General features: G+C 71.3%; 13 protein-coding genes. 5 read left to right on the plus strand and 8 right to left on the minus strand.

Annotation, left to right across the window (positions count from 1 at the left end; all coding sequences use genetic code 11):
• The first annotated feature begins 62 nt into the window (after positions 1–62).
• The 4 genes from trxA (at position 63) to LG278_RS00855 (ending at position 3,927) form a co-directional block, all read left to right on the plus strand.
• Entirely contained in the window at positions 63–386 is a 324-nt protein-coding gene (gene trxA / locus LG278_RS00840) for a thioredoxin (RefSeq protein ID WP_404389988.1), read from the plus strand.
• 154 nt (positions 387–540) lie between these two features.
• Positions 541–1,767 carry an N-acetylmuramoyl-L-alanine amidase gene (locus LG278_RS00845; protein ID WP_404389990.1) on the plus strand — a complete coding sequence of 409 codons (1,227 nt, stop codon included), beginning with the start codon at positions 541–543 and terminating at the stop codon, positions 1,765–1,767.
• Between the two features lie 64 nt (positions 1,768–1,831).
• Positions 1,832–2,749, plus strand: coding sequence for an ABC transporter ATP-binding protein (locus LG278_RS00850; protein WP_404389992.1), 918 nt, complete (start codon positions 1,832–1,834; stop codon positions 2,747–2,749).
• A complete protein-coding gene (locus LG278_RS00855) occupies positions 2,749–3,927 on the plus strand; it encodes an ABC transporter permease (RefSeq protein ID WP_404389994.1) in 1,179 nt (392 codons plus the stop codon). Before LG278_RS00850 ends, LG278_RS00855 begins: the two co-directional genes overlap by 1 nt.
• 19 nt (positions 3,928–3,946) lie before the next feature.
• On the opposite strand, the gene LG278_RS00860 is transcribed toward LG278_RS00855, so the two are convergent.
• A complete protein-coding gene (locus LG278_RS00860) occupies positions 3,947–4,618 on the minus strand; it encodes an N-acetyltransferase (protein ID WP_404389996.1) in 672 nt (223 codons plus the stop codon).
• Between the two features lie 76 nt (positions 4,619–4,694).
• On the opposite strand from LG278_RS00860, the gene LG278_RS00865 reads away from it, so the two are divergent.
• Complete coding sequence (locus LG278_RS00865) at positions 4,695–5,717, plus strand: glutathione S-transferase family protein (RefSeq protein WP_404389998.1); 1,023 nt, start codon at positions 4,695–4,697, stop codon at positions 5,715–5,717.
• Between the two features lie 61 nt (positions 5,718–5,778).
• Here LG278_RS00865 and LG278_RS00870 read toward each other — a convergent pair whose 3' ends face one another.
• The 7 genes from LG278_RS00870 to LG278_RS00900 form a co-directional block, all read right to left on the minus strand.
• Positions 5,779–6,657, minus strand: coding sequence for an alpha/beta fold hydrolase (locus LG278_RS00870; RefSeq protein ID WP_404390000.1), 879 nt, complete (start codon positions 6,655–6,657; stop codon positions 5,779–5,781).
• A gap of 91 nt (positions 6,658–6,748) precedes the next feature.
• Entirely contained in the window at positions 6,749–7,645 is an 897-nt protein-coding gene (locus LG278_RS00875) for a metallophosphoesterase family protein (protein ID WP_404390002.1), read from the minus strand.
• 64 nt (positions 7,646–7,709) lie between these two features.
• The gene (locus LG278_RS00880) at positions 7,710–8,570 is read right to left on the minus strand and encodes an Fpg/Nei family DNA glycosylase (protein ID WP_404390004.1); all 861 of its coding nucleotides are present in this window, start codon (positions 8,568–8,570) and stop codon (positions 7,710–7,712) included.
• Between the two features lie 60 nt (positions 8,571–8,630).
• Positions 8,631–9,800, minus strand: a complete 1,170-nt coding sequence (locus LG278_RS00885; RefSeq protein ID WP_404390006.1) for a ParB/RepB/Spo0J family partition protein — start codon at positions 9,798–9,800, stop codon at positions 8,631–8,633.
• 276 nt (positions 9,801–10,076) lie between these two features.
• The gene (locus LG278_RS00890; RefSeq protein ID WP_404390008.1) at positions 10,077–11,045 is read right to left on the minus strand and encodes a ParA family protein; all 969 of its coding nucleotides are present in this window, start codon (positions 11,043–11,045) and stop codon (positions 10,077–10,079) included.
• A gap of 459 nt (positions 11,046–11,504) precedes the next feature.
• Positions 11,505–12,353 carry a 16S rRNA (guanine(527)-N(7))-methyltransferase RsmG gene (rsmG, locus tag LG278_RS00895; RefSeq protein WP_404390010.1) on the minus strand — a complete coding sequence of 283 codons (849 nt, stop codon included), beginning with the start codon at positions 12,351–12,353 and terminating at the stop codon, positions 11,505–11,507.
• A 101-nt stretch (positions 12,354–12,454) separates the two neighbouring features.
• The gene (locus LG278_RS00900; protein ID WP_404390012.1) at positions 12,455–13,222 is read right to left on the minus strand and encodes a protein jag; all 768 of its coding nucleotides are present in this window, start codon (positions 13,220–13,222) and stop codon (positions 12,455–12,457) included.
• Positions 13,223–13,293: the final 71 nt, after the last annotated feature.

Raw genomic sequence — 13,293 nt, forward strand, 5'->3', positions numbered from 1 at the left:
CCCGCACTCCCTCCAGCCAGCCCGCCCCACCCAGCCCCGCGGCATACCGAAAAGGAACCTCCATGGCCCTGAAGAACACGACCGACGCCACCTTCGCCGACGACGTCCTCATGAGCGAGAAGCCCGTGCTCGTCGACTTCTGGGCGACGTGGTGCGGCCCGTGCCGCAAGGTGGCCCCCATCCTCGAGGAGATCAGCGAGCAGTACGGCGACAAGATCGAGGTCGTCAAGCTCGACACCGACGCCAACGTCGACACGGCCGCCCGCTACGGCGTCGTCTCGATCCCGACGCTCAACGTCTACGTCAAGGGCCAGGTCGTCAAGACCATCGTCGGCGCGCACCCCAAGCCCAAGCTGCTCCGTGAGCTCGAGGAGTTCATCGCCTGAGCGTGCTGACCGCACCCGGGCGCACCCACGTGCACCCTGCCAGGGGTGGTCCGTGTCCCACTGGGATGCGGGGCCACCCCTGCGCCGTTTACGCTGCACACGGCCAGCCACGCCACCGTGACCTGTCGGCAACCAGCTCGAGAAGGGAGCCGAGATGACCCCACCACCCGCCATCGCGCTCCGCCGCGGCGACGCCGGGCCCGCTGTCGCGGCCGTCTGCGAGCGCCTCGTGCTCACCGGTGACCTGCCCAGTGACCTGCGCGGTGACCTCCCGGATGGCGCCGACGCCGATCACCTCGGCGACCCGGTCTTCGACGAGCGCGTAGAGCAGGCGGTCAAGTCCTTCCAGCAGCGCCGGGGCCTGCTCGTCGACGGCATCGTCGGCCGCCAGACGTATGCCGTGCTCGACGGTGCGCGCTGGACGCTCGGTGACCGCGTGCTGCGCTACATCCCCGAGTACTTCGTCGAGGGTGACGACGTCGTCGCCCTGCAGGCCCGCCTCGCCGAGCTCGGCTTCACGCCCGGCAAGGTCGACGGGATCCACGGCCCGGCCACCGACGCGGCCGTGCGCGCCTTCCAGGCCGCTCTGGGGCTCGAGACCGACGGCACCGTCGGCCCCGAGACGATGCGCGCCTTCGCGGGCCTGCGGCGCTCGGTCGTGGGCGGCTCGGCCAACGCCCTGCGCGAGCGCGAGAGCATCCGGCGCAGCGGCTACAGCCTGAGCGGCCGCACCGTCGTCGTCGACCCCGGTCACGGCGGCACCGACCACGGGGCCCGGGGTCACCGCGGCCTCGAGGAGGCTCGCCTGGCCCTCGACCTCGCCCGCCGCGTCGAGGGCCGGCTCTCCGCCCACGGCGTGAGCGTCGTCTTCACGCACACCGAGGCGACCGACGGGGGCAGCGACGAGGACCGCGCCGCCTTTGCCAACTCGTGCGACGCCGACCTCGTGCTGTCGCTGCACACCGACCACTCGCAGACCGGCTCGGCCCACGGGGTCGCGACCTACTTCTACGGCGCCGCCGACCACGCCGGCTGGTCCAACATGGGCGAGCACTTCGCCGACCTGCTCCTGCGCGAGGTCGTCGCCCGCACCGGCCTGACCGACTGCCGCACGCACGCCCGCACGTGGCCGCTGCTGCGACGCACCCGGATGCCCGCCGTTCGCCTCGACGTCGGCTACCTCAGCCACGAGGGCGACGCCGCGGCCCTGTCCGACCCGCAGACGCTCGACCACATCGCCGAGGCCGTCGTCGTCGCCCTCCAGCGCGTCTACCTCGGCGAGGCCGACACCTCACGCACCGGGATGCTGCGCCTCGACGACCTGCGCCGCCACCTGGCCTCGATGCAGGGCGTCCCGGCGGGCGACCGCACCGTCTCCTGACGACGACCCCCCGGCTCCTCCATAGCGCCGGGGCGGGGCGGCCGCCGAGCGTAAGGTCGGGAGCATGAGGCTCGCAGTGCGCGAGGTCTCCTACGCCTTCGGCGACCGGGTCGCCCTCGACGAGGTGAGCCTGGACGTGACTCCGGGCGTGCTCACCGGACTGCTCGGACCCAACGGCGCCGGCAAGACGACCCTCATGCGAGTGCTGCTGGGCGTTCTACGACCGGCCCGCGGTGAGGTCCTCCTCGACGGCCGCCCCGTCGGTGACGAGGACCGCCGCCGCTGGGGCTACATGCCGCAGGAGCGTGGCCTCTACCCGGGCATGCCGGTGGGCGACCAGGTGATCCACTTCGGGCGGCTTCACGGCCTCTCCCGCCCCGACGCCACGCGCCGCGCCCGCGCCCTGCTCGAGGAGCTGGAGCTGGCCGACCGGTGGAGCGATCGCACCGACAAGCTCTCGGGCGGCATGCAGCAGCGCCTCCAGCTGGCGACCTCGCTCGTCCACGAACCGCAGGTGATCGTGCTCGACGAGCCGTTCAGCGGCCTCGACCCGGTCGCCGTGGCGAGCCTGTCCACCACGCTGCGGCAGCGAGCCCGGACGGGGTGCACCCTGCTCTTCTCGAGTCACCAGCTCGACCTCGTGCAGGACCTCTGCGAGGAGATCGTCATGGTCGACCACGGACGCACGGTCCTGCAGGGCGAGGTGGCCCAGCTGCGCGCCGCCACCGGGCAGCGGCAGCTGCGCCTGCACCTCCGGACCCGTGACCGGGCGTGGCTGCACGGCTTCCCCGCGGTGCGGGTCATCGCCGATGAGGCCGATGACCTGAGGCTCGACCTCCCGACCGGCGTCGAACCGCTCGAGGTGCTCGACGCTGCGCGGGCAGCCGGGCCGGTCATCGACTTCGGGCTCGAGCTGCCGACCCTGTCGCAGCTGTTCCTCGCCGCGGCCCTGCCGACCCACGAGCGAGCGGGGGCAGGCTGATGCGCGCGTGGTGGCGCGGCACCGCCCTGGTCGCCGAGCGCGGCATCGTCGAGAACGTCAGGTCGCGCACGTTCAAGGTCGTCACCGGGCTGCTGCTGGTCCTCTCGGCGGCGGCCGTCATCCTCCCCCAGCTGCTGAGGAGCGACGAGACGACCTACGTCCTCGCAACGACCCAGCCGGCGGCGGCCGGCCTCACCCAGGCGCTGGAGGCGGCGGGCTCGGCGGGCGGCTTCACGGTCAGCTACGACGTGCGCGCCGACGACGCGGCGGTGCGCCAGGCCGTCCGAGACGGTGACGCGACGGCCGGCCTGGTCGGCGACACGCTCTACACGTCGATGGCGAGCGGCACCTTCCCCGTCCTCGTCGCGCAATCGCTGGTCGCGCTCGAGGCGTCGGAGCGGTTGGTCGAGGCGGGGCTCAGCCCCGCCCAGATCGCCGAGGTGCAGTCGGTGCAGCCGCCGCGACAGGTCGATGTCGGCAGGGTGGAGGGCGCGCGGGCGGTCGTCGGCTTCGCGGTCGGCATCGTGCTCTTCCTCGCCCTGACGTTCGCGGGCAACGCCATCGCCACGACGGTCGCCATGGAGAAGTCCACGCGCATCTCCGAGGTGCTGCTGGCGGTCCTGCGGCCCAGCCAGGCGCTCGTGGGCACGGTCGCAGCGGTGGGAGCCGTGACCCTCGTGCAGCTGCTCGTGCTCGTCACCCCCGTGGCCGTCGCGGTGCAGGTGATGGACGACATCGAGCTGCCGCCGGTCGCCGGCGGCGACCTGGCCATCGCGGTCATCTGGTTCGTGCTGGGCTTCGCGCTCTACGCGTTCCTCTTCGCCGCCTCGGCCTCCCTCGTCGACAAGATCACCGAGGTGAGCTCGGCCGTCCTGCCGGTCACCCTCGTCCTCACCGCGTCCTACCTCGTCGCCATCACCGTCGTCGCCGCAGACCCCGAGGGGCCGTGGGGGGTCCTCGCCTCGATCTTCCCCTTCACCGCTCCCATCGCGATGCCGATCCGGTGGGCCGGGGGGCAGGTCCCCGTCGCCCAGCTGCTCCTCGCCATGGCGCTCACGGCAGCCGCGGCCGTGCTGCTCGTCTGGCTCGCCTCGGCCATCTATCGCCGCGCCCTCGTCATCACCGGCCGGCGGGTGCGGGTCTCCGAGGTCTTCGGCACGCGGACCGACCGGCCCTGACTCACGGCCTCAGCGCTCCTCAGGGCTGGTCGACCGCCCGCGCCGAGCTCGAGCCGCGGGGATGCGCCTCCGGCGCCGGGTGCACGCCCGGGATGCGGGCGAGCGCCCGGGCCACGTAGGCAGCCGCCTCGTCACGCAGCGTCACCGCGGTGCGCAGGTCGATCCGCAGGCGGGGGTATGCCGGGTGGTCGCGCTCCACGCGGAAGCCGAACTTCTCGAGCGGGCCCGCCTCGAGCACGCAGTCGTGCGGGGCGACGGCCGCAGGGCGCGAGGCGATGACGTCGAGGGACCGCACGTGGGCCTTGAGCGCGTCCTTGGCCGCCGTCTGCAGGAGGGTCTTGCGCAGGCCGCGGCCGTCGCCGTTGGCATCCGGTGTGGTGACGGCGGTGACGAGCATGACGGTGGCAGGGTCGCTCGGCGCCGTCGCGAAGGCCGCGAGGCGGGGCACGTGGCGCAGCGGCGCGAGCACGACGTGCCCCACCGGGCGGCCGTCCGCATACGCGATCCGCCCGGGTGGCCCCCAGTCGTCGGTGACCTGCTCGACCCACTCGGCGAGCAGGGCAAGGTGCGCCTCGGCGTCCGACGGCCCGCCGTGCCCGTTGCGGGGAACCGTCTGCCAGAAGGTGCAGGGTGCGCACGACCCGACGAGGTCTCCCACCCGATCGGGCGTGAGCAGTCGCAGGTCTGGCATGCCCCCATTCTCACCCCAGCGGCGGTCGGCGACACGCGATGGCCCGCCACCCGGCATACCGAATTAGGGTGGCGCCATGAGTGAGCAGGGCACCTACGTCGAGAAGTCCTTCGAGCGCGACACCAACTACATCAGGACCCGCATCACGGCCGACGGTCGCGACGGCTTCGCCGTCGAGGCGGGGCGCTACCGGCTCGTCGTGGCGCGGGCGTGCCCGTGGGCCAACCGCGCGATCATCGTGCGGCGGCTGCTCGGGCTCGAGGACGCGATGTCGATGGGCATCTGCGGGCCCACGCACGACAAGCGCAGCTGGACCTTCGACCTCGACCCCGGCGGTGTCGACCCGGTGCTCGGCATCCCGCGCATCCAGGACGCCTACTTCAGGCGCGACCCCGACTACCCCCGCGGCATCACCGTGCCCGCCTTCGTCGACGTCACGACCGGCGCCGTCGTGACCAACGACTTCAAGCAGATGACCGTCGACATGGAGACGGAGTGGTCGCAGTTCCACCGTGAGGGCGCGCCCGATCTCTACCCCGAGGCGCTGCGCGACGAGATCGAGGCGGTCAGCAAGCCGATCTACACGGAGGTCAACAACGGCGTCTACCGCTGCGGCTTCGCCGGCACCCAGGAGTCCTACGACCAGGCCTACGAGCGGCTCTTCACCCACCTCGACGTGCTCGAGGAGCGACTGTCGACGCAGCGCTACCTCGTCGGCGACCACATCACCGAGGCCGACGTGCGCCTCTTCACGACCCTGGTGCGCTTCGACCCGGTCTATCACGGCCACTTCAAGTGCAACCGCAACAAGCTCATCGAGATGCCGGCGCTGTGGGGCTATGCACGCGACCTCTTCCAGACCCCGGGCTTCGGCGACACCGTCGACTTCGCCCACATCAAGCGGCACTACTACGTCGTCCACAAGGACGTGAACCCGACGGGCATCGTGCCCCTCGGCCCGACCCTCGACAACTGGGCGACTCCTCACGGACGCGAGTCGCTCGGCGGGTCGCCCTTCGGGGACGGCACGCCGCCCGGACCTCCGCGTGAGGTCGTGGCGCCGGAGCACAACCCGGTGCTCGCGATGCTCGCTGTCTGACCGTCCGTATGCCGTCCGGTTCCCTTGGGGCACAAGGGAACCGGGCGACTCGGGTGGCGGCTCAGGAGCGGTAGAACTCCGCGAGGACAGGAGCCAGCACGGCGGCGGGCACCTCGTGGAAGCCACCCGGCAGCTCGACGGCGCGACCGTGCGGCAGCGCCTCTGCCAGCACCTCTGCCGAGTCGTGCAGCCAGGGCATCGCCGTGCCGCTGCTGCACACCGAGAGGACCGGCGCGGCGACCCGTGCCAGCGTCTCGTCGGGCAGGCTGTGGTCGTCCCCGCCGAGGCACCACCCGTCGTACCTCACGGTGTAGGTCAGGGCGAGCATCGGCTCCCACATCGGCGTGCCCCTCATGCCCTCGACCATCTCGTCCGGCATGCCGACGACCTGGTGGTTGAAGTAGCGCAGGATGCCCTCGCGGTCGCCGGCCGCCTCGAAGCGCTCCAGCGTGCCGATGTAGTCGGCGGGGACGGGCGGCCAGGACGCGTTGCGGTAGGGCACCTCGAGGACCGCCGCCTTGTCGAGCGGTGCGCCGGCAGCCAGGGCCTCGATGACGAGCGCGCCTCCGGACGACACGCCGAATGCGTAGGCGGCAGAGGACTGCTCACGGTTCGCCTCGACGACGGCAGAGAGGTCGTCGATCTCGCGGGCGACGGAGTAGGGCTGGGTGTCACCGCTGTCACCTCGCCCGCGACGGTCGTAGGTGACGCCGGTGAAGCCGTGCTCGGCCAGTGCCCGAGCGGGGTCACGCAGGGCGCCGCGGTCGCAGAACGCTCCCCCGACGAGCACGACGACCGGCCCCGACCCGTAGCGCTCGTAGGCGATCGTCGTGCCGTCGGCCGACGTCGTCTGCTCCGCGGGGCCACGCTCTGTCTGGGTCTGAGCGTGGGTCTGAGCGTCGGTCTGTGTGGTGGTGTCGGTGCTGGTCTCGCTGGTCATGGCCACTCCTTCGGTCCGGCCCGCTCGTCGGGCTCTCGTGTCCACGTCGAACGGTGGGGTCGGGCTTCGACATCGCAGCTGTCGGCTCTCGTCAGGTGCGCTTGCGTGAGAAGACCTCACGCTGGTCCTGGGGCGGCACCGTCGACATGTAGTCGATGACCGCGTCACTGAGGGCCGGCCAGGTCTCGTGCTGGCTGACGGGCACGACGGTGGCCACGACCTCGTTCGCGTGCACCTCGACGAGATTCCACGACTGCGGTCCGTCGACCCCCATCAGCAGCAGGCGGGGAGCCCCGACGTCGTCGACATAGCTGACTCCCCCCGCCACGATGACCGGGATCTGTCCCAGCTGCCCGAAGCTCGTCACGTGCAGATGTCCGCTGAGCACGGCCCGCACATCGGTGCCGACCAAGGCCTCCCGGAGCCGGTCGACGTCGTCGAAGTCGAGCAGCTGCATGACCGGCGAGCGATAGGTGATCGGCGCGTGGTGGATCACGAGGATGGTGCCGTGCTCGGCGGGAGCCGCGAGTTCCCTTGCAAGCCAAGCATATTGGTCATCAGAGAGGCCGCCGTGGTGATAACCGGGCACAGCCGAGTCGAGCGTGATGATGCGCAGCCCCCGCACTGTCGTGATGCGGTCCTGGGGGTCGTCTCCGTCCACCCCGAAGAGCACCTGCGCCAGCGGGCCTCGCTCGTCGTGGTTGCCCCCGGTGAGCACGAGCGCGCATCCCAGTCGATCGACGACCGGACGCACGATCTCGAGGAGCAGCTCGTAGGCGGCAGGCTCCCCACTGTCAGCGAGGTCGCCCGAGATGACGAGGGCATCGACGGCCTCGGCCGAGGACTCCAGCCTCGCCAGAGCCCGCCGGAGCTGCTCGGCCGTGTCGATGCGGCCGGCCAGTCTCCCCTGTGGCGAGCCGAGCAGGTGTGGGTCGGAGAGATGGGCGATGACGTGCGTCGGCGCGGGCCGACCGCCGCTGAGGGCCATGCGCACAGCCTAGGGGTGGCGGCACGTCGCCCGGGGGCACGCCGCTGGGCGGGAGGGGGAGTGCTCAGTGCCGGCGTTGGCAGTTGGCGCACCAGTAGAGCCGTCGACCGGCCACGTCCTTGTCACGCACGGTCTTGCCGCAGCGAGGACAGGCCTGACCGGTGCGCTTGTAGACCGCGAAGCGGCGCTCGAAATGGCCGCCGAGGCGCTCGCCCGTGGAGGCGCGCGTGATGTGCTGCGCGGATCCGTCGGCGACCATCAGCTGGGCCTCCTCGACCTGGTCGTCGAGGGTCAGGATCTGCGAGAACGCCACTCCGAGAGGCAGCAGGGCGACGAGGTCGGCCCAGATCAGCTCCCACGTCGCCCGCTTGAGCTGGGTGCCGAGGGTGAAGGGATTGGTGCGGTGCCGGTGCAGCACCTCGCAGCGATAGACGTTGCCCACCCCGGCGAGCACTGACTGGTCCATCAAGAGCTCGGCAATCGTCTTGCGGCGCAGCCGAATTCGCTCCCAGGCGCGATCACCGTCTGCCGTCGGGTCGAGAGGGTCTGGCCCCAACGCCGCCTCGACGGCGCGCACCTGGGGGTCGTCGAGCAGCTCGCAGGAGATCGGACCGCGCAGGTCGGCGACGAAGTCGTCATTGAGCAGGCGCAGCCGCAGGGCGCCCCTGGCCTCCGGCGGCGGCTGACCCTCGAGCGGCCGGACGGGGAACGAGCCGATCAGCCCGAGGTGCACGTGCAACGTCTCGTCCGGGAACTCCACGAAGAGGTGCTTGCCGACGGCTCGCGACAGCTGCACCACCTCCCCGTCGAGCCGCTTTGCCTCGTCGGCGAAGCGGCCCTGCGGGCTCGACGCCTCGACGGGTCGACCCGCGAAGGCGCGCTCGAGCCGGCCCGCCAGCGCGTGGATGGTGTGCCCCTCAGGCATGACGGCCCGAGGTGTCGCTACGCCCCCCGGTGCGGGTCTCGCCGGAGACGACGTGCGGGATCAGTGCTGCCCCTCGATGCCCATGAGGCCCATGATGCGCCGGAGGTCCTCGATCGACGCGAACTCCACGGTGATCTTGCCCTTGCGCTGACCCAGGGCGATGTTGACCCGGGTCTCGAGGTGGTCGGAGAGGTTCGACGTGAAGTCGTCGAGCTGCGGGTGCCGGCTGCCGGCACGGGGCCGGCGAGGCTTCGCAGGGGTGTCCTCGTCGCCGAGCGACACGAGCTCCTCCACCGTGCGCACCGACAGCCCCTCGGCCACGATGCGCTGGGCCATCCGCTCCATCGCGGCGCCGTCGTTCAGGCCGAGCAGGGCTCGGGCGTGGCCGGCGCTGAGCACGCCCGCAGCGAGCCGGCGCTGCACCAGGGGCGGGAGCCGGAGCAGCCGCAGGGTGTTGGAGATCTGGGGACGGGAGCGGCCGATGCGGGTCGCGAGCTCGTCATGCGAGCAGCCGAAGTCGTCGAGCAGCTGCTGGTAGGCGGCTGCCTCCTCGAGCGGGTTCAGCTGGCTGCGGTGGAGGTTCTCGAGCAGGGCATCACGAAGCAGGTCGTCGTCGTGCGTGTCCTTGATGATGGCCGGGATGACGGCGAGGCCCGCCTCGCGGGTGGCGCGCCATCGCCGCTCGCCCATGATGAGTTCGAACTGCTTGCCGTCAGCCTCGGCGAGCTCCGCCTCGGCGATGCGGCGCACGACGACGGGCTGCAGCACACCGATCTCGCGGATCGAGTGGACGAGCTCCGCAAGCTGGTCCTCGTCGAAGACGGTGCGCGGCTGCTTGGGGTTTGGGCGGATCGAGTCGACGGGCAGCTCGGCAAACTCCGCGCCGGGCACCGGCGCGAGGATCGGCCCTGCCGGCTGCTGGACGCCGTCAGCGCTCCCCTGTGCGTCGGCAGGCGCCTGGTCCACGCCGTCGACGGCGGTGCTGGTGCCGGTGTCATTGGATTCGGCGACGGCCGGTGACAGCCCAGCCCTGTCACCAGCGTGGCCGTCAGGACCACCGGTGGGCGAGTCCACGTGCGGCGCGTCGTCTGTGAGCACGCTGGTGCTGGCGGCCTCAGGTCGCACCTGTTCGGTGAAGAAGACGTCAACGGGACGGTTGGCCCCGCCGTTGGGTGCGCTCGGAATCAGTGCCCCGAGACCCCGACCCAGTGCTCGACGCTTCTCCGCCATTCCTACCCCTTGCCCAACCTGCCCCGTGCGGCGCGGCCATCGCGCCCCGGGTCAGTGTAGGCGGTGGGCACGCGCGGGTGGCCACTGCCACCCGCCCCGTGAAGGCGCACTCACGGGTGTTTCCCGTGAAACGGCACCACCTGTCGTCGGCGGGCGCCGAAGCCACGGCTGGTTTCACGTGAAACATGGGGCGGGTTCCTCGGCGGATGCGGTGGACCACCGTCATCGCCGCGCAAGAGCTGTTTCACGTGAAACGGCGCGCCGCCAAGGGGCGGTCTACTGCGGACCGCTGGCCCCTCGGTCGGCGATCTCGCCGGCTGCCTCGAGATAGGCCAGGGCGCCGCTACTCGCGGGGTCGTAGGTCATGACCGTCTCGCCGAAGCTGGGGGCCTCCGAGACCCTTACCGACCGTGGCACCGTCGTGCGCAGCACCTGCTCAGGGAAGTGCTCGCGCACCTCCTCGGCCACCTGGGCGGACAGGCGGGTGCGGCCGTCATACATGGTCAGCAGGATGGTCGAGACGTGGAGCGGTGGGTTGAGGTGAGCCCGCACGAGCTCGATGTTCTTGAGCAGCTGCGAGAGCCCCTCGAGCGCGTAGTACTCGCACTGGATCGGGATGAAGACCTCACTCGCCGCCACCATGGCGTTGACGGTGAGCAGGCCGAGGCTCGGCGGACAGTCGATGAGGATGTAGTCGTAGGCGTGGCCGGTCTGCGTCGCTGCCTGGATGGCTCGTTGGAGACGCGACTCGCGAGCCACGAGCGAGACGAGCTCGATCTCTGCGCCGGCGAGGTCGATCGTCGCCGGGGCGCAGAAGAGACCAGGCACGGTGGCGCACGCCTGCACGACCTCGAGCAGCGGCGCGCCGTCGACCAGCACGTCATAGATCGACGGCACCTCCGCGTGGTGGTCGATGCCGAGGGCAGTGCTGGCATTGCCCTGCGGGTCGAGATCGATGACGAGGACCGTGAGGCCGGCCTGCGCCATGGCGGCCGCAACGTTGACGGTGGTCGTCGTCTTGCCGACTCCACCCTTCTGGTTGGCGACCGTCAGCACCCTCGGGACCGCCGGACGGGGGAACTCCCGACCGGTCAGCTTGATCCGGCGCCTCGTGCTGTCGGCCAGGTCTCGAGCCAACGGGGTGTCATCTCCAGCCAGCGGGATGGCAGCTGCCACGGCGTCACGCTCCCCCGCAGCGCTCGTGTCGATCGGCACCTCGGCGACCTGTGCCGCCCCTTCGTCCACAGCGTTGTCCCCAGACCGGACCGGGCCGCTTTCATGCTCAGGGACCGCTCTCACGCCGGTGTTGTCCACTGCGTTGTCCACAGGCGTGGACGGCTCGTCCCCCGCTCCCGCGAGGGTCGCGTCCACGGGCTCGCGTTGCTCCGTAACCTGAGCCGAGTCGTCCTGCGCCGGCTGCGGAGCATCGACCAGCGGCGTGGTGACGGGCTGCAGCGAGGGCTCGGTGTCACCCGTTTCACGTGGAGCCTTGAGCATCTTCGCGAGCCATCCGAGGCGCCGGTGCTCGGGCGTCGGGTCAGGCTCTGATGGCCAACCGAGGTTGGTCGACAACGTCACGGGAACAGCACCTCCACGGAAGGGGGACGTGACCCGACCCTAGCCGTCTCGGCGAGAGTGGTGTGCGGGTCGGTCCGGATGAGTGGCACGAATGAACGGCATGGATGGGGGTGGGAGCGTCGAGTGTCAGGGAGCCCGCAGGCCCAGCCCGCCGGATGCACCGGGACCACGTCGGCTACCTCCGCGGCGGTCGCCACGGCGACGCGCGGAGCCGGCGCTGCTCGGCGGGCGTGACCGGAAGCGGCGCCGGTCGAGCTGATCGCCGATCGTCACCGTGATCAGGGTGGTCGGTGCCTCCAGCAGGTCGACGCCGAGCTCGCGCACCGATGCATCGACGACCCCGAGGCGGGTCAGCGCCGTGCGAGCCTGGTCGAGCTCGTCCTGAGCCCGTGACCCCTTGAGGGCCAGGAGCGTCCCTCGCGGCTCGAGCAGCGGCAGGGTCCACTCGGCCAGCTGCACGATGTTGGACACCGCCCGAGCCGTCACCCACGGGGCGTGTACTCGATCCCACAACGACTCGGCTCTCGCCGTGTGCACGGTGACGTTGGTCAGGCCGAGCTCGGCAACGGTCCCGGAGAGCCAGCCGGTGCGGCGCGCGAGAGGCTCGACGAGGTGCAGGTGCAGGTCCGGTCGTGCGATGGCCAAGGCGAGGCCCGGAAGGCCGGCCCCGCTTCCGACGTCGATGACGTCCTGGCTCGCGCCGTGCTCAGGGATAGCCAGATGAGCGATCGCGCAGTTGAGCACGTGCCGGTCCCACAGCCGCGGCGCCTCACGCGGACCAATCAGCCCGTGGCTGATGCCCGTGTCGGCCAGCACCCGCACGAAGTGCTCGGCCAGCCCGAGTCGTGCGCCAAAGACCACTGCGGCCTCAGGCGGAGTCGGTGGCACGACCACCGCACCGGCATCGGGCCCCCCGTGGCCGTGGTTGCCGTCGACTCCGTCACCGTTGCGGTCGGTGCCGGGCACGTCGGTCACGAGCAGATCCTTTCCGGCAGGTCCAACAGGGCCGGCAGGGGGCGATCAGGCGGGCAGCAGGCGGTGTGTTTCACGTGAAACACACCGAGAGCGGTGGACGGTCAGGCCGGGAGGATGACGACGTGCCGCTTCGGGTCGACGCCCTCGGACTCCGACTCGAGACCCGCGGCTGCGACCTCGTCGTGCACGACCTTGCGCTCGAAGGCGCTCATCGCGTCGAGCGACTTCTTCTCGCCCGACGCCTTGACCTCGGCGATCGCGACGCGAGCAAGCTCGACCAGCGCCTCACGCCGCTCGGCGCGGTGGCCGGCGATGTCGAGCATCAGGCGGCTGCGCTCACCGGTCTCGACCTGCACCGCCAGTCGGGTGAGCTCCTGCAGGGCCTCGAGCACCTTGCCGTCCTGACCGACCAGCCGACGGGGAACGCGGCCCTCTTCGGAGTCGACGATGGCCACGGCGGCCCGGTCACCGTCGACGTCGACGTCGAGGTCCCCGTCGAGGTCGGCGATGTCGAGGAGCGTCTCGAGGAAGTCGGCAGCGACCTCACCCTCACGCTCGAGCTGACGCACCCGCGAACCCTTCTCGGGCTTCACCGACGACTCCGTGCTCCCCTGCGCCTCCGCCTGCGCGTCGGGCTCGGACTCGGCATGGCCGTCGGGGTCCGCGTCGACGTCAGGCGTGCCAGCAACCGCCTCAGCAGCCTCAGCAGCCTCAGGGGCCTCAGGAGCCTCGGCAGATGCGGGCGTCTCGCCGGCGGCGGACGATTCGTTGCCGGCCGTGTCGCCCTGCTGGTCCGCGTCCTGATCGTGCTGGTCGTGCTGGTCGTGCTGCTCGGCCGTCAGGTCCTCGGTGGACGTGGTGTCGCTCATCAGTGTGGTGCTCCTTCGTTCGACAGGTCCGGTGACGGGTCGACGTGTGACGTCGTCGCAGGTCAGCGGCC

Source organism: Humibacillus xanthopallidus, assembly GCF_044793955.1.
In the GTDB taxonomy this organism is placed as follows: domain Bacteria; phylum Actinomycetota; class Actinomycetes; order Actinomycetales; family Dermatophilaceae; genus Humibacillus; species Humibacillus xanthopallidus_C.